The 15,973-nt window shown below is 59.6% G+C and carries 18 protein-coding genes and 2 pseudogenes; 14 read left to right on the top strand and 6 right to left on the bottom strand.

Annotated elements, in window-relative coordinates; genetic code table 11:
- Positions 1–390: 390 nt before the first annotated feature.
- The 5 genes from V7773_RS18115 (at position 391) to V7773_RS18095 (ending at position 4,604) form a co-directional block, all read left to right on the top strand.
- Positions 391–1,920, top strand: coding sequence for an NCS1 family nucleobase:cation symporter-1 (locus tag V7773_RS18115; RefSeq protein WP_336074341.1), 1,530 nt, complete (start codon positions 391–393; stop codon positions 1,918–1,920).
- Positions 1,921–1,980: 60 nt separating this feature from the next.
- The gene (locus tag V7773_RS18110) at positions 1,981–2,709 is read left to right on the top strand and encodes an aspartate/glutamate racemase family protein (RefSeq protein ID WP_072343912.1); all 729 of its coding nucleotides are present in this window, start codon (positions 1,981–1,983) and stop codon (positions 2,707–2,709) included.
- Positions 2,710–2,974: 265 nt separating this feature from the next.
- The gene (locus V7773_RS18105; protein ID WP_027911463.1) at positions 2,975–3,181 is read left to right on the top strand and encodes a hypothetical protein; all 207 of its coding nucleotides are present in this window, start codon (positions 2,975–2,977) and stop codon (positions 3,179–3,181) included.
- Positions 3,182–3,268: 87 nt separating this feature from the next.
- Positions 3,269–3,652 (top strand): hypothetical protein, encoded by a 384-nt coding sequence (locus tag V7773_RS18100; protein WP_336074340.1) that lies wholly within the window; start codon positions 3,269–3,271, stop codon positions 3,650–3,652.
- 256 nt (positions 3,653–3,908) lie between these two features.
- On the top strand, positions 3,909–4,604 hold the full coding sequence (locus V7773_RS18095; RefSeq protein ID WP_092147384.1) for an HAD-IA family hydrolase: 696 nt from the start codon (positions 3,909–3,911) through the stop codon (positions 4,602–4,604).
- Between the two features lie 69 nt (positions 4,605–4,673).
- Here the strand turns inward: V7773_RS18095 and V7773_RS18090 are convergent, their stop codons facing one another.
- The gene (locus V7773_RS18090) at positions 4,674–5,420 is read right to left on the bottom strand and encodes a 3-oxoacyl-ACP reductase family protein (RefSeq protein WP_336074339.1); all 747 of its coding nucleotides are present in this window, start codon (positions 5,418–5,420) and stop codon (positions 4,674–4,676) included.
- A 125-nt stretch (positions 5,421–5,545) separates the two neighbouring features.
- Here V7773_RS18090 and V7773_RS18085 point away from each other — a divergent pair, with 125 nt between their 5' ends.
- The gene (locus V7773_RS18085; protein ID WP_336074338.1) at positions 5,546–6,469 is read left to right on the top strand and encodes a LysR family transcriptional regulator; all 924 of its coding nucleotides are present in this window, start codon (positions 5,546–5,548) and stop codon (positions 6,467–6,469) included.
- Between the two features lie 169 nt (positions 6,470–6,638).
- On the opposite strand, the gene V7773_RS18080 is transcribed toward V7773_RS18085, so the two are convergent.
- The 3 genes from V7773_RS18080 to V7773_RS18070 form a co-directional block, all read right to left on the bottom strand.
- Positions 6,639–7,049: a glycine zipper domain-containing protein gene (locus V7773_RS18080; protein WP_063324994.1), complete on the bottom strand. Its 411-nt coding sequence runs from the start codon at positions 7,047–7,049 to the stop codon at positions 6,639–6,641.
- Positions 7,050–7,422: 373 nt separating this feature from the next.
- Entirely contained in the window at positions 7,423–7,674 is a 252-nt protein-coding gene (locus V7773_RS18075) for a hypothetical protein (protein WP_336074337.1), read from the bottom strand.
- Positions 7,675–7,764: 90 nt separating this feature from the next.
- Complete coding sequence (locus tag V7773_RS18070; protein ID WP_336074336.1) at positions 7,765–9,954, bottom strand: response regulator; 2,190 nt, start codon at positions 9,952–9,954, stop codon at positions 7,765–7,767.
- Between the two features lie 556 nt (positions 9,955–10,510).
- Here V7773_RS18070 and V7773_RS18065 point away from each other — a divergent pair.
- The 4 genes and pseudogenes from V7773_RS18065 to V7773_RS18050 all read left to right on the top strand — a co-directional run.
- Positions 10,511–10,789, top strand: a complete 279-nt coding sequence (locus V7773_RS18065) for a short-chain dehydrogenase (RefSeq protein WP_072343936.1) — start codon at positions 10,511–10,513, stop codon at positions 10,787–10,789.
- A 155-nt stretch (positions 10,790–10,944) separates the two neighbouring features.
- Positions 10,945–11,205 carry a hypothetical protein gene (locus tag V7773_RS18060; RefSeq protein WP_336074335.1) on the top strand — a complete coding sequence of 87 codons (261 nt, stop codon included), beginning with the start codon at positions 10,945–10,947 and terminating at the stop codon, positions 11,203–11,205.
- Positions 11,202–11,477, top strand: a pseudogene (locus V7773_RS18055) (cell filamentation protein Fic); the annotation flags it as partial. The gene V7773_RS18060 and the pseudogene V7773_RS18055, both read left to right, overlap by 4 nt.
- Positions 11,477–11,593 (top strand): annotated as a pseudogene (locus V7773_RS18050) (short-chain dehydrogenase); the annotation flags it as partial. The pseudogenes V7773_RS18055 and V7773_RS18050, both read left to right, overlap by 1 nt.
- Positions 11,594–11,780: 187 nt before the next feature.
- Here V7773_RS18050 and V7773_RS18045 read toward each other — a convergent pair.
- Positions 11,781–12,404 carry a hypothetical protein gene (locus V7773_RS18045; protein ID WP_336074334.1) on the bottom strand — a complete coding sequence of 208 codons (624 nt, stop codon included), beginning with the start codon at positions 12,402–12,404 and terminating at the stop codon, positions 11,781–11,783.
- A 144-nt stretch (positions 12,405–12,548) separates the two neighbouring features.
- On the opposite strand from V7773_RS18045, the gene V7773_RS18040 reads away from it, so the two are divergent.
- The 4 genes from V7773_RS18040 (at position 12,549) to V7773_RS18025 (ending at position 15,554) form a co-directional block, all read left to right on the top strand.
- Complete coding sequence (locus tag V7773_RS18040; protein ID WP_336074333.1) at positions 12,549–13,226, top strand: phytanoyl-CoA dioxygenase family protein; 678 nt, start codon at positions 12,549–12,551, stop codon at positions 13,224–13,226.
- A 98-nt stretch (positions 13,227–13,324) separates the two neighbouring features.
- Positions 13,325–14,380, top strand: a complete 1,056-nt coding sequence (locus V7773_RS18035) for an alpha/beta hydrolase family protein (protein ID WP_336074332.1) — start codon at positions 13,325–13,327, stop codon at positions 14,378–14,380.
- 63 nt (positions 14,381–14,443) lie between these two features.
- Positions 14,444–14,833: a hypothetical protein gene (locus V7773_RS18030; RefSeq protein ID WP_336074330.1), complete on the top strand. Its 390-nt coding sequence runs from the start codon at positions 14,444–14,446 to the stop codon at positions 14,831–14,833.
- 34 nt (positions 14,834–14,867) lie between these two features.
- Positions 14,868–15,554, top strand: a complete 687-nt coding sequence (locus tag V7773_RS18025; protein ID WP_336074329.1) for an HD domain-containing protein — start codon at positions 14,868–14,870, stop codon at positions 15,552–15,554.
- 95 nt (positions 15,555–15,649) lie between these two features.
- Here V7773_RS18025 and V7773_RS18020 read toward each other — a convergent pair whose 3' ends face one another.
- Positions 15,650–15,853 carry a hypothetical protein gene (locus V7773_RS18020; RefSeq protein ID WP_336074328.1) on the bottom strand — a complete coding sequence of 68 codons (204 nt, stop codon included), beginning with the start codon at positions 15,851–15,853 and terminating at the stop codon, positions 15,650–15,652.
- Between the last annotated feature and the right edge of the window lie 120 nt (positions 15,854–15,973).

The raw sequence follows: 15,973 nt of genomic DNA, 5'->3' as shown, positions 1-15,973 counted from the left end.
TTACGTTAATGCCCCCAAAAGTTACACACCTTCCCGCCTCGTCAGCCGTTCCAACCCCACTGACGTTCGCCAAAAAATAAATACCTGTTTAAACGGTCAATTTTAAATTTAGGTATTTCAGTCAGTTATTCAAAGATCATAACGAAACGAAATTAGCGCTTCTGCGGATAGATCCGTAAGTGGCATAGATCTGGCTTGATCTTACACGTGTTTTGTATACAACTTACCTAAAACATACACACACTTTAGATCCGCAAGCCTGAAGCGCCCTATCCCGTACAGGCTGCAGATGCCCCGTAATCAATGATGCTCGCCCGCCGCGACGAAGATTTGTCGAGCCCCGCGCTCACGCACAGTCATCGCTGCGCCGAGAATCAGGAGCCTGCCGGAATGCGTACAAGTCTCTCCAATAACATCGCGCTGGATCTGCCCTCCACCACCACGGCCCTCGACGACACAACTGCCACGTCCCCGGCCCTGAGCCCGAGGCTGCACAACAAAGACCTGGCGCCGACCAAGGCCGAGGGTCGACGCTGGGGTCGCTACAGCATCTTTGCCCTGTGGACCAATGACGTGCATAACATCGCCAACTACTCCTTCGCCATCGGTCTCTATGCCCTGGGCCTGGGTGGCTGGCAGATCTTGCTGTCCCTCGGGATAGGCGCGGCGCTGGTGTATGGCTTCATGAACCTGTCCGGCTACATGGGCCAGAAAACCGGGGTGCCGTTCCCGGTGATCAGCCGGATCAGCTTCGGGATCCATGGCGCGCAGATTCCGGCCTTGATCAGGGCGGTCATCGCCATTGCCTGGTTTGGGATCCAGACCTACCTGGCGTCGGTGGTGTTCCGCGTGTTGCTGGTGGCGATCCACCCAGGCTTCGCCGACTACGACCGCGACTCGGTCCTCGGCCTGTCGAGCCTGGGTTGGGTGTGTTTCGTGGCGATCTGGTTCGTGCAACTGGTGATCCTGGCCTACGGCATGGAGACGGTGCGCCGGTATGAAGGTTTCGCCGGCCCGGTGATCCTGGTGACCGTCGCGGCCCTGGCCGGTTGGATGTATACCCAGGCTGGCGCCACCATTGCCTGGTCGATCCGCGAGCCGCTGACCGGTGGTGAAATGTGGCGCAATATCTTTGCCGGTGGGGCGCTGTGGCTGTCGATCTACGGCACCTTGATTCTCAATTTCTGCGACTTCGCCCGCTCCTCGCCGTGCCGCCGGACCATCATCGTCGGTAATTTCTGGGGCTTGCCGGTGAACATCCTGGTGTTTGCCGGGATTACCATCCTGCTCTGCGGTGCGCAGTTCCAGATCAATGGACAAATCATTGAAAGCCCGACCCAGGTCATTGCCTCGATCCCCAACACCTTCTTCCTCGTGTTGGGCTGCCTGGCCTTCCTGATCGTCACCGTGGCGGTGAACATCATGGCCAACTTCGTCGCCCCGGCGTTCGTGCTCAGCAACCTGGCGCCCAAGTACCTGACCTTCCGCCGCGCCGGGTTGATCAGCGCCGCCATTGCCGTGCTGATCTTGCCGTGGAACCTCTACAACAGCCCCCTGGTGATCGTGTATTTCCTCTCCGGCCTCGGTGCCCTGCTCGGGCCGCTGTACGGGGTGATCATGGTCGACTACTGGCTGCTGCGAAAAGGCCGCATCAACGTGCCGCAACTGTACAGCGAGGACCCAAACGGTGCGTATTTCTACAGCAACGGGGTCAACCTGCGCGCGGTGGCGGCGTTCATTCCGGCGGCGCTGATCGCGATTATCCTGGCGTTGGTGCCTGGTTTTGACAGCGTTTCGCCATTTTCCTGGCTGATTGGCGCTTCGATTGCAGGGCTGCTGTACCTGATCATTGCCAAGCGCCAACCGAATTACGAGGACGTCAGCGGTGAATCCATCGCTGTGGATAACGTTCATCATTGATCCCTCAAACGGCCCGGCCGGTACGGGTCGCTTACTTTCATGCATCAAGGAGGACAGTTCATGCGAATTCTCGTGGTCAACGTCAACACCACCGAATCCATCACCCAGGCCATCGCCCGCCAGGCCCAGGCCGTGGCCGCGCCGGGCACCGAAATCGTCGGGCTCACGCCGCATTTCGGTGCCGATTCCATCGAGGGCAATTTTGAAAGCTACCTGGCGGCCATTGCGGTGATGGACCGGGTGATGTCCTATGACCAGCCGTTCGACGCGGTGATCCAGGCTGGCTACGGCGAGCATGGCCGCGAAGGTCTGCAAGAACTGCTGAACGTGCCTGTGGTGGACATCACCGATGCCGGCGCCAGTACCGCCATGTTCCTCGGCCACGCTTATTCGGTGGTCACCACCCTGGACCGTACCGTGCCGCTGATCGAAGACCGGCTCAAGCTGTCCGGCCTGTTCGACCGCTGCGCCTCGGTACGGGCCAGTGGTTTGGCGGTGCTGGAGCTGGAGCAGGACCCGCAACGGGCGATTGACGCCATCGTGCAACAGGCGGAACTGGCAGTGAGCCAGGACAAGGCCGAAGTGATCTGCCTGGGCTGCGGCGGCATGGCCGGGCTCGACGAGCAGATCCGCCAGCGTACCGGCGTGCCGGTGGTCGATGGCGTGACGGCGGCGGTGACCATTGCTGAATCGCTGGTGCGGCTGGGGTTGTCGACGTCGAAAGTGCGCACCTACGCGACGCCTCGGCCCAAGACCATCATTGGCTGGCCGGGGCGGTTTGGGCGGTGAGTTCACGGCTTTAGACTTTCGCCTGGGCGGCATCGGAACCATAAGCGGCCATGACAGGAAAAACGGCTATACACTCCAACCTGTCCCCCAAAAAAACGGCAAATCAAAATCTCCGGAACGATTGCCATCCCCCCGCTTCGAACTCATACATCCATCACCCATTGCGAGGTGTACCATGACGCCGCAAACGCAAGACAAGGACGAGAACGACTCCTCGGGCACGCCTGTCGTCAATGACCCGGGCAATGAAGACCCCGGGTCCCTGATGGATGACGCCCAGGTTCCCTTGATCGAGGAGGATGAAACCCCGGAATACCCGCTGCCTTCGCCCACCAACTCCCTGAGTCGCGACCAACGTCCGCCCGATGACGATGCGGGCGTCGAGCAGGTACCCAGCGACGATGAGGATGTCGAAGCGACCCCGGATGACCCGGACATCGCCGGTGACGATGCCTCTGGCAAGCCGAGCTGATCGCGGGCCCGTCTGTCGATTCAGTGGCACCATCGTCCCGCCACGCGTGCCACACATCAGGTAAGGATCTTGAAAAGGAGACTCACCATGATGAAGTCCAACATGACAGCGCTGACACTCGCCGGGATTCTTTCGCTCAGTTCACTGGCTGCCTTGGCAGAATCTTCGGGCGGCACGCCCCCCGTGGACAAGGGCGGGATGCCACCCTCCTCAGAAATGGAGGCCGGCTCCAGTTCCGGTGCCAACGGTAACGCCTTGCCCCCGGGCTCCGTGAGCGGCGGGAACGGCGGCGATGCCAACGGCAGCAGCACTAGCCCCGGTACGGGTAGCGGTTCGATGAGTGGAGGCAGCACGATGGGCGGTGCCGACGCCGGCGGTGGGACCAACGGAGGAACCGGTACCAGCGACAGCGGTGGCAGCTCGGGCGGCAGCAGCTCGGGGTCGGGCGGCTCCGGCAGCTCGGGACAATAACCATCCCTTCACACCCATCCGCTTTCTGTAGCGAGGGAGCTTGCTCCCGCTGGGTTGCGAAGCAGCCCCCACGATCCTACGGTTGCCGCGCACCCGAGCGGGAGCAAGCTCCCTCGCCACGAACCCCATCCATGGATTTCCCATTGCCGGTTCCAAGCCCCCTTCGTTATCCTGCTGAATCCTTTAAGGCGAACACGCTGCCCTGGCCGCACCTGAGCCATCCCTGGAATGTTGTGTTGATAACGGATCAGATGCGATGAATACACCGCTGAAAGAGTTTGGCCCGATCAAAGCTGTGATTTTCGACATGGATGGGTTGTTGCTGGACACCGAGGGGATCTACACCGAGGTCACGTCCATCATCGCCGAGCGCTACGGGCGCACGTTCGATTGGAGCGTCAAGCAGAACATCATCGGGCGTGGGGCCACGGACCTGGCCAATTACGTCGTCCAGGCGCTGGAGTTGCCGATCACCCCCGAAGAGTTCCTGGTCATCCGCGAGCCCTTGATGCGCGAGCGCTTTCCTCACGCCCTGGGGATGCCCGGTGCGGAGGAGCTGGTGCGGCATTTGAAAGCCCACAACGTTCCGATTGCGGTGGGCACCAGTTCGTCGAGCCCTACGTTCGCACTGAAAACCACCTTGCACCGGGACTGGTTCGCACTGTTCGACTTCATCGTGACGGCGGACGACCCCGAGGTCGGCGCGGCGAAACCGGCACCGGATATCTTCCTCACCGCCGCCCGGCGCCTGGGTGTCGATCCGCGCGATTGCCTGGTGTTCGAGGATTCGCCGTTCGGCGTGACGGCCGCGAAAGCCGCCGGCATGACCGCCATTGCCATTCCGGATTCGGCCATGGCGGATGAAAAATACGCCCACGCCGACGGGATCATCCGCTCCTTGAAAATGTTCCAGCCCAGCCTTTGCGGTCTGCCGGAGTTAGAGTGGGCCTGACACTGGCGCGCTACACAGCAAAATGCCGGTCATGGTTAAAGCCATGACCGGCTTTTTTTCATGCCTGGATCAGGCGCCGAAACCACCGTCGATGGTCAGGCTGGCACCGGTGATATAACCGGCTTCCGGCCCTGCCAGGTAGGCGACGAAGCTGGCGATTTCATCGACGTTGCCATAGCGCCCGACAGCCATCAGCGACAGCAGGCTGGAGGCGAAGTCGCTGTCGGCCGGGTTCATGTCAGTGTCCACCGGGCCGGGCTGCACGTTGTTGACGGTGATGCCGCGTGGGCCGAGGTCACGGGCCAGGCCTTTGGTCAGGCCCACCAGCGCGGCTTTGCTCATGGCGTAAGGCCCGCCGCCAGCGAAGGGCATGCGGTCGGCGTTGGTGCTGCCGATGTTGATGACACGGCCACCTTCGCCCATGTGCCGCGCTGCCGCCTGGGTGGCGACAAACACGCTGCGCACGTTGACGGCCAGGGTCTGGTCGAAATCTTCGAGTTTGAATTCATCCAGCGGCCCCATGGCCAGCACACCCGCGTTATTGACCAGGATATCCAGCCGTCCAAAAGCTTCGACGGTGGCGGCGACGGCGTTACGAACGGCGTCGGCGTCGGCGCTGTCCGCCTTGATTGCCAAGGCCTTGCCGCCCGCTGCGATGATGCTGTTCTGCAGTTCTTCTGATTTTGCGCCAGAGCTGACGTAGGTGAAGGCCACGGCGGCGCCTTCCGCGGCAAGGCGCTTGACGATGGCGGCGCCGATGCCGCGAGAACCGCCCTGGATCAAGGCGACTTTACCGTTCAGTGCTTGGATATTCATGATGTTCTCCAAAAAGTGCCGAGGCGAGGTGCCGCGGTGATGGAGCGAGTATCAAGAAGGTGCCGTGGGCTGTGTAGACCGTCATTGCTATAGTCTGTCTAAACCAAAAGTTTAGAGTGAGGCTCATGGAGACCTTCAACAGTATCGAATGCTTCGTGCGCAGCGCGGAAGTCGGCAGCTTTGCCGAGGCGGCGCGACGTCTGAGCGTGACCCCGGCCGCGGTGGGTAAAAGCGTCGCCAAGCTGGAGGCGCGAATGGGCGTACGCCTCTTTCAGCGCAGCACCCGCAGCTTGAGGCTGACCGAAGCCGGCCAGTTGTTCTTGAGGGAGGTCGGCAGCAGCTTCAACACCATCCAGAACGCCGTTGCCAACCTGGCCAGCGCCGGTGGGCAACCGGCGGGAACACTGAAGGTGAGCATGGGCACGGCGTTCGGTCGATTGTATGTCGTGCCGCTGCTGGGGGAATTTCTGCGACGTTATCCGGCGATCAACCCGGACTGGCATTTCGATAACCGCCAGGTAGACCTGATTGGCCAGGGGTTCGATGCCGCCATCGGCGGTGGTTTCGAGCTGCCCCAGGGGGTGGTGGCGCGCAAATTGACGGTGGCTCATCGGGTGCTGGTTGCATCCACGGACTACCTGAACACTCACGTTGCATTAGTGGAGCCGGAAGATCTGGCGCAGCACCAGGGCATCCTGATTCGCTCGCCACAAACCGGTCGCGTGCGCTCCTGGCAACTGACCAGCCGAACCCAGCAACACAGCCCGCTCATGCTCAAGACCCGCATGACCATGAGCGATTCAGAAGCCGACTGCGCGGCCGCGGCCCAAGGGCTGGGCATCGGGCTGGTGAGTATGCCGGTGGCCGTGCCTTACCTGGAGTCCGGCGCACTGCAACGGGTGCTGCCGGACTGGTACGTCGACGATGGCAACATCTCCATCTACTACGCCGAACACAAGCTGTTGCCAGGCAAGACCCGGGCGTTCGTGGATTTCATCATTGAGCAGTTTGCCGAGCAGGGGTTGGCGCGGCGGTTTAGCGCGGTTTGAGCTGGGCTTTGGATCGAGTTGGCCTCAATCGCGAGCAAGTGATCTCGACGTCCCTTCAACCCAAAAAAGCGCAAAAAAACGGCGCTTCCCATCCCTGAAAGAAGCGCCGTTTTTTCCAAGCGAACAGCAATCACGGCACAAGGCCAGGTCTCTTCATCCAAGCATCCGCTTAACGATGCTTTTTCTTGTGCTTGTACTTCTTGCCACTGGAATGACGGTCGTTGTCATTGGACAGGTTACTACCCAACGCGCCGCCCGCCGCGCCGCCGATGCCTGCACCGATGGTGGAGCCGGTGGAGCCGCCCAGACGGTTACCGACAATCGAACCACCGGCCGACCCCAAGCCACCGCCAATGGCCGCTTCGGTGCGGCTGCCCTTGCGAGCGCCCACCGCACTGCCAGCTGCGCCGCCAACGCCCGCGCCAATCGCGGCGCCGGTGCTGCCGCCCATCTGCTGGCCGACCACGTTGCCCAATACACCGCCCAGACCACCGCCGACCGCGGCAGTACCGTCGCCGGCAGCCATCGCGCCCTGGGCAACCACCAACCCCAGTACCAAGGTGGACAAAGTCAAACGCATGATAGAAACCTCAAAAATGCCGCATCGGGGAGAAATGGCCGGTGCGCGCGGGCGTGAGTTTACGCCAGACAGCGTCAGCCATGACGGTTGGACAACGAAACGGCGGTTTATTTTATGACAGGCAAAAAAAAGCCCGCTGGGGAAACGGGCAGGTACTGCTTTCTAACGGATGAGCTGAGAGTACGTACTTGCTTGTGAAAGAAACGTGAAAGAAAACGCCCGTTGAGAAAAGATGAAAAATATCTATGTAGAGGCCCCAGAAGCGGAACCCGGAGCGTCCCTGGCGATGTCCCACGCAGGCGCCTGAAAACTGTCAAAAAAAAGGGCTGCTATGCAGCCCGGCGGGAGCAAGCTCCCCTACCATGATCCACCGTCACTTTCTGACCGGGACCCTGGGCAAGAACTTGGCCTTTTCCCCTCGCTGCACTTTGGCCACCTTTGTCTTGATGGACTTGATCGGCTCGTCACCGAAGTCTGCATGATAGGCCGACTGGCCACACTGCAACCCTTCATTGATCGGATACGCGGCAGTGTTCTCCTCGCTGTACGGTGCTCCCATTGCCTTTCCCCTTTCATCGAGGCCCATACCGGCAACAACCGATTGCCTGAAAATATCGACCTTCACGACAATGAGACTAGTCGGTCATCAACAGACTGTTGATTCAACAAAGCCCTTGGCCGACGAATGGAACTCACTGTTTCAATAAGGAAACACTCATTCAGCCCCCAGTATCGTCCTGTTTAAAACCCGGGAAACCTGATCGGCCGAATAGGGTTTGGACAAGAATTCAAAGCCCTCATGGCCGCTGTGGGCCAACTCTTCGCTGTAACCAGAAGTCAGCACCACCGGCAAATCCGGGCGCCGCTGGCGCAGTTCCCTGGCCAGGGCAATGCCGCTGATCCCCGGCATCATTACGTCAGAAAATATCGCGTCGAATGCCATCGCATCCGGGCCGACCATTTCCAGCGCTTCTTCGGCGTTGGTCGCCCAGGCGGTCTCGTAGCCCAGGTCCTGAAGGATCTGGTTGGCAAAACGCCCCACCTCCAGGTTGTCTTCCACGATCAACACCCGACGCTTGCCCTTTTCCGGCAGCAGATGCGTGTGTTCTTCCCGGACAGGCTCATGGCTTTTTTCGGGCGCTACTTCCGGCAGGTACAAGGTGAACACCGTGCCCTCACCCACCACGGTCGAGACATCGACGTTGCCACCGGACTGCTTGGCAAAGCCAAACACCTGGGACAAGCCCAGCCCCGTGCCCTTGCCCACCTCCTTGGTCGTGAAGAAGGGTTCGAAGATGTGCTCGAGCACTGGCGAGTCAATACCGGTACCCGTGTCCGCCAGGGCAATGGCAGCAAAGGATTGCCCGGCCCCGGCATGACCACGGATCGGCGGCATGCCACCGCCGCAACTGAGCCGAAGCCACAACGTACCCTGGCCATTCATGGCATCCCGGGCATTGAGGGCTATGTTGATCAGCGCGGTCTCGAACTGGCTCAGATCCGCCCGGATGTAACAGGGCCGATCGCACAACTCGACGTGAACCTGGATCCGCGCCCCGGTGACGGTTTGCAGCATGTCCCCCAGGCTCTGCACTTGCTTGCCCACATCGATGACTTGCGGCTTCAACGGCTGGCGCCGAGCAAACGCGAGCAACTGGCTGGTCAACTTGGAGGCGCGCTCCACGGTTTCGGACACCGCCGTCATGTAGCGTTGCCGACGCTCCTCGGACAGGCTGGGTTTGCGCAGGAAGTCGACCGAAGAGCGAATGATGGTCAGCAGGTTGTTGAAGTCATGGGCCACGCCGCCGGTAAGCTGGCCGATGGCTTCAAGTTTTTGCGATTGACGCAGCGCCGCTTCGGTCTGTTTCAAGCGCGTGGTGCGCTCCTCGACCCGTTCTTCCAGCGTCGCGTTCAATTCGGCCAGGGCCGCCAGGCCTTCGCGCACGGCAGCGTCGGCACGGGCGCGCTCGATGTGGGCCCAGGATCGCTCGGTGACTTCCATCAGCAGCGCCAGGTCGTAGGATGACCAGACCCGCGGCGTTTTATCGTGGATCGCCATCAACGCGGTCAATCGGCCGCCCTTGATCAACGGCACGCAGATGGTGGCCGCGATGCCAATGGCCTGGAACGTCGCCGCTTCCTCCGGCGCCAGTTCCTTGAGGTTATCGTTGATCACCAGCGGCTTGCCGGCCCGCAGGTTAGTGACCGCCAGTCGGCCAAAATCAGCCAGTCGATAATGCCCAAGGATATGGGGCGAACCCACCCTGGCCCAATCACCACGAATGGTGAAGCCGTCTTCGTCCTCATCCATGTCTGCGTAAGCACAATTGGACAGGTTCAGGTGCGCCGCCAGGATCCGTGTGGTGGCTGCCATGATGCTCTGCGGGTCGGTGGCATTCGCGACGGCATTGCCAATGGCATCGAGCACCGCCAGCCGCTGGGTCATGAACACCGTGGAAGTGGTCTCGGTAACCGTATCCAGCATGCCCACGACCTTGCCGAACTGGTCACGGATGGGGCTGTAGCAGAATGTGAAATAAGCCTGCTCGGGACCGCCGCCGCGCTCGATGACCAAGGGGAAGTTCTCTATAAAGGTCGCTTGCCCATCGAAGGCCGCGCGCACGATCGGCCCGATATCGCTCCAGACCTCCCGCCACACCTCATCGAACCGCCGCCCCAGCGCCTCGGGCTTGCTGCCGAGGATCGGCAGGAACGCGTCGTTGTACAACGTGATCAGGTCCGGCCCCCACACGATGGCCTGGGGAAAATGCGAGGCAAGGCTCAGGGCCACGGTGGTCTTCAGTACATCAGGCCACTGCGAAGGCGGCCCGAGCGGCGTGTCCCCCCAGGGATGGCGCCGAACCCGTTCAGCCATTTCTCCAGAGCTCTGAAGCCAATCTGTCATTGCGTTCGATCCTTCTGAGACGCCAATACCAACGAGGGGGGAAACGCTTATGACCCCAAGCAGGGCCGTATTATCCCGCGCCGGATGGGAATGCGCGATTGGATTGTGGAACGTGTCGGGGGGCAAATGGGAGGTAATGGGCAGATACGGGCGGTGAGGCTACAGAAATATCCTACATATCGTTGGGATTTAGCCCGATGTAAGTGAGGGGCTTGCTCAGTTGTAAGACATACAGCTCAGATACTTACGGCTGCGGCAACGTCCTACACATGATTGGGAATCCCCTTCGCTATCAATCCCTTGCGTATTTTTTGCGGCGGCGACTATAGTCTTCGCGTCGCCCAGATGGCGACCGGGTTTGGCGACCCGCAGTGGGATGCAAAAGCGCTTGCTTTGTTGCAGGCGTTCTTGCATCTGTAGAGTTGTCGTTATGGCAGCTGTACGCGGGAGACCTTCGGGTCTGCCGGCTTCCACTCCGGTTCGCCAACCTGCGTACAGTTGCCACCTTTCGTTTGGCGACGATTAGGTGGTGAAACTTTTCCAGTGGAGCTTACTTATGAATCAATATATGGGCCTTACCAGCAACGCCGACGACCAACCCCTCTACGTCGACACCACCGCCCCGCTACACATCCTGCTCGACTCAGCCGCCTACCGAATCCGTGCCGCCACCCAATTCCTGGAGAATCTGGCGATGCGTGATGAACTGACCATCGATCCCGCAACCCTTCAGGACCTAGCACAACTGTGCTGCATCCCACTGCGTGATGGGTGCGACGTGATGGATGTGATTGCCCGAAGATTGGATGCGGCACCGGCAGGTTCCCCCCTATAAACCTGCCCGCCGACAACCTGTGGCGAGGGAGCTTGCTCCCGCTGGGCTGCGCAGCGGCCCCTTTCGTGAGCGCTGCGCACTCAAGCGGGAGCAAGCTCCCTCGCCACGAAAGAACAGCTCCATGCCGTGGTTTGGCTGTAGTGGAGGACTCCCCAATGATGCAAACCGCTACCGACAGTGTCGCAACTCAGGTCCGAAAGCTTGCTAAAGCCCACAATGTCACGGCTGAACTAGACGGTATGAGCCGTATGGCTGCAACCATCACTCGTCTGGCTGGAGACGTCGTCGAGCTGGATGGCATCGAACAGTTGCTCGTCAATCTCAAGAGAAAAGGCGTTCTGAGTAAGTCGGAGATCCTGACGCTCCAAGGCGAGTACCTTCAGGAGAAAAGACGCGCCAAGAAACGTAGCGCATGAGTTTTGATCCGTTCGGTGATTTCGAAACCGCTGGATATCTTCAAAACTCACTACGTCTTAAAGATCCTATTGAAGTAAAAGAATCTGAACATCTTTCCTTCGAGGCTAGTATCGAAGATGCTCTTGCCTGCTTGGCGAAAAAGAAACCCATTACCTTCCAGACTGTACTCGACGTTCACAAAATTCTATTTTCAGGTTTTTATCACTGGGCAGGAAAAGATCGAAACGAACTTGTCCCTCCCTTGGCCGTATTCAAAGGCTCGCATGATGAATCCGTGCCGCCACCCAATTCCTGGAGAATCTGGCGATGCGTGATGAACTGACCATCGATCCCGCAACCCTTCAGGACCTCGCACAACTGTGCTGCATCCCACTGCGTGATGGGTGAGACGTGATGGATGTGATCGCCCGAAGATTGGATGCGGCACCGGCAGGCTCCCCGCTATAAGCCTGCCCACCGACAACCTGTGGCGAGGGAGCTTGCTCCCGCTGGGCTGCGCAGCAGCCCCTTTTGTGAGCGCTGCGCACTCAAGCGGGAGCAAGCTCCCTCGCCACCGGTGCATCGTCGACCTGAACTACTCGACAATCCCGTTATAAACAACAGTCACAGCGCCCTCCTTCTTGACCATGAGCTTGTTCCCTTGCGCCATGGCCTCGACCAACTCAGAACAGCCGTCCACTTCACGCTTGCCATCCACGCGCTCGGCCTGGGTGTCGAAACTGAATACATAGGTCGACGCCGGGCAAGCATTGCCACCCTCCCCCGTGGAAACCACCAGCACATACTTGTTCGGACCAAACGTATAAGCCTTTTCAATCGTCACATAACCGGTGTACTCGGCCTGCTCGACGATGGATTCCATGACGTTCATCACACCCGCTCGCGATTGGTAATTCAGCGCAGTTGCCATCGCCTCAGTCTGCGTCGTGAAAGGTCCGGCACGCTCGGTATTGACGGGCAGCGGTTGATAGGCAACACCCGGAGGCGCGGGTGGTGCGGCTTGAGTCTTGGCGGTGGTTTTTGCAACAGGGCTTCGCTGGAGCTGAGGGCTGTCGCATTGGCCGTTTTTGCAGATGAAATCGCCCTGACAATCGATATCTTCCGAACACTGGTTCGTTTCTTCGAAGGTGCTCTGGTCGGCCTTGGCGTAGCCGACGACGGCCAGTGTCAGGAGGGTGCAGGCGAACAAATGCTTCATCAGTGAAGTCCTTTTCTTGGATGGTGGCTGGATGATAACTGCAAACCTACCGGGATTGTCTCTGGTCGCCGTCCTTTACCAATGTCGGGTGGTCCCACTTTGGTTTACAGACTAGCCTTCCAAATGCCCGCCCAAGGACGAACCATGGCTGACCACAAACAACTCCACCAAGACGGCTACGCCCTGCTCCGTCAAGCAATCCCGAACGAGTGGCTGGCCGACCTTCGTGCCGTGTTCGATGCAGGAGTGAAACCGTCGGACCAATGGCCAGTGCCCCGCGGCATGGACTGGCGCTATTCGATGCTGGACGATGACTCAAAGATTCAGGCCGTGTGTCGTCTACCCCAGCTACTGGCCGTGGCGGGGGAATTGATCGGCGAGCGGTTCTTCCTCTCTCAAGTGGAAGGCCGCGAGCCCCTTGCCGGTAACGGCCACCAACAATTGCACCGCGACTTGTCAGCCCAACGGCCAGGCGACATCGCCATCGCCCTGGCTTTCTTCGACGATTACGGCCCCGAAAACGGCGCGACACGGATCGTCCCCGGCAGCCACCGCCCCGAGCCGGATGCCCCGCCCTTCGACTTCAATGACGAGTCAGGCGCCATACAGCTTTCAGGCTCTGCCGGTGACATCCTGGTGTTCGATGTCGATCTGGTGCATGCGGGCAGCCTGAACGTGATCGGCGCACGCCGTCGTTCCATTCTGATCAGCTATTTCTCGGAGTCGCTCTATGCGTCACACTTGGAAACCGTGGCGCTGCGCAATATTCGTATGGACACCAGCGACCGATTCGCACCGTCGGGGGTTGCTTTCGGGGACTAGTTTCTCGGGTTGATGAAAGTCATGCGCAGCGGTTCGAATCTGAGCTTTAATGCCCGTGCTCATCGCCCCCCATTCGTCTAATCAAGGAAGAAACGACATTGAAAACAGCTTTCGGCGCCCTGTTGTTGGCCTGCCTGACAACGACCGCATTGGCTGACAAAAACCCCATCGGTTTCCAATCTTCCACCCTGCCGGATCCGCACAATGGCCGCGCATTGGAGATGGTCGTCTGGTACCCCAGCGCAACGACCGAAACCGCGCAACTGATCGCCGATAACGCGGTGTTTGTCGGCGCGTCTGCCGTGCGTAACGCGCCGCCAACGGCCGGCGAACATCCATTGGTGGTGCTCTCTCACGGATACAGGGGTAACTGGAGCAACCAGATCTGGCTGGCCAGTGCGTTGGCCCAGAAGGGTTACATCGTCGCAGCCGTCAACCATCCCGGCAGCACCACCCATGACCGCAGCCCCCAAGCGGCGGCGCAGTTATGGCTGCGGCCCGTAGATCTGCGTCGAGCCATCGATGCGGTCACGACCCAGCCTGAAAAATTTGGCCGGGTCGCCAATGGTCGAATTGCAGCCGTGGGCCATTCACTCGGCGGCTGGACGGCCCTGGAGATTGCCGGCGCTCGCTTCGACCCAGAGCGCTTCGCCCAAGACTGTAAAACCCACCCGCAGCTAGCCAGCTGCACCGTTTACGAACAGATGAACCCCGCCAGCACCGCTGAATCAAAGGCCGAACTGGCCGCCGCTTGGCGCGATAAACGCGTCACTGCGGTGGTGACATTGGACCTCGGCCTTTCACGGGGCCTGACCGATAAAAGCTTGGCCGCGCTGCCTGTCCCCGCTCTGGTGATCGCTGCCGGGGTACCGTCGCAAGAACTTCCCGCAGAGTTGGAATCTGCCAACCTGGCCAAGCGCCTGCCCCCAGCGTCTAGCCGTTACATCGAAATCAGCGATGCGAGCCATTTCAGCTTCATGTCGATGTGTAAACCCGGGGCGGAGGAAATGCTTGAGGAGGAAGTGCCGGGGGATGGGATCATTTGTCGGGATGGTGATGGCGGTCGTGCTCGGGAGGTGATTCAGCAGCAGGTCGCATCGCTGATAACGGAGTTTCTGGCGCAATCACCTGCAGACAAAAAAGGCAGTTTGTAACCGATCACCTGCGCAGTGTTCGAACTATCCTTTACGCCTCCACCCCAAACGGAATTCGCCAAGATGTACCTGCGCTCAAGCGTGTTGTGCCTGTGCCTTTTCAGCAGCCTGAGCCAGGCCGCTGTCAACTGTTCTGCCCTGGCGGAAAAGATCTCCGGAACGGTGCCTGAGTTTCATCCGTCAGTGCAAGGCAAGGTCATTGGCACCGGGCGCCTGCATTTTCACGAAGCGCCGGATGAAGCCTGTGCCAATAAGAAGATTTTCGTCATACCCGGCGACTCCCTCACCGTTTATTCCAGCCTTGAAGACGAATCATGGCTGGAAGTGAACTTCATCGCCAAGAGCGGCGACGACTATACCGGTTGGGTAAAGGCTGATCGGGTCGAGATTGGCGCACCTTACGGAGCGCCACCGGAAGGTGTCGAAGATGAACCGGCGGGTGATGCCCAATAAATACCTTTTTCATTTTTGAAGCGCAGGAGAAACGATGACGGGTTCGCCAGAAGAGAACGGTCTATTCACGGCCAGCACACACGGCGACCTAGACGTGGCTGATGTCACGGGTTTCGACGCCTGGGCTCGCGTCTGGGCGGAGCTTGGCGTCGTACGCGTGTCACGCGAGACATACGAAGAACTCATTCGACACTACTGCGAGCCGCACCGCGCCTACCACAACCTCCAGCATCTGAAGGAATGCCTTCAAGTGCGCCGATTCATCAACGCGGCCTGCCGGGCTTCCGCCGAAATCGACCTCGCGCTGTGGTTCCATGACGCGATCTACGACCCCCTTCGCAGCGACAACGAACTGCGCAGTGCGCAATGGTTGGACGACGTGGCACGTGACAGCGGCCTGGACGATGAAACGCGACACAGGCTTTACAACCTGATCATGGTGACGCGACACGACGGCGCCCCGGCATCGACAGACGAAGCGGTGTTGGTGGACACGGATCTGGCGATCCTTGGAGCGTCGTTCGAACGGTTCGAGGAATACGACCAACAAATTCGCCGCGAGTACCAATTTGTGCCCCTGCCGGTGTACCGCCAAAAACGGCGCCAGGTCCTTGAAGGCTTCCTGGCGCGCGAGCGCATCTATACGACTGCGGCGTACTTCGACGCATTCGAGCAACAGGCACGCGCAAATCTTGTACGCGCCATAGACCGTCTCGACTGAAGGCTGGATTCAAGCGGCGAAGGGATAACTTACTCCCCTGACTGCACGCTCTTCATCGCTTCGAGAAGCTGGCCCTCAAAGTACTCGCTCCCATCTCATTCCTGCTCTTTTATGCGGCGCTTTGCTTCTATAAGCATCTGCGTGACAGCGATGCCCTGATTCAAAAAAGTGACAACCATCAGGTCGGTCAAATTTGCTAAAGGGGTATCCCAGACCGCCCTGCAACGCTGCATCAGACCTGTAAGTGAATCCCCACACCACGGACCCAAAAAATTTGAGATTGTAAGATTCGAATTCATGGACCGACCCTCTGATAGAAATCGAAGGGTTGGTGATTTCGCATGACCAAAAGATAGCTAAAAAACGAGATCGGATGACTACTTTTGGCCGATTGAGAACCTTCGCGATAGGCAGCATAC

It is taken from the genome of Pseudomonas sp. 3JA (genome assembly GCF_036961705.1).
GTDB lineage: Bacteria > Pseudomonadota > Gammaproteobacteria > Pseudomonadales > Pseudomonadaceae > Aquipseudomonas > Aquipseudomonas fluorescens_Q.
Note: the sequence above shows the minus strand (reverse complement) of the source record. Positions and strands in the feature narration are given on the sequence as shown.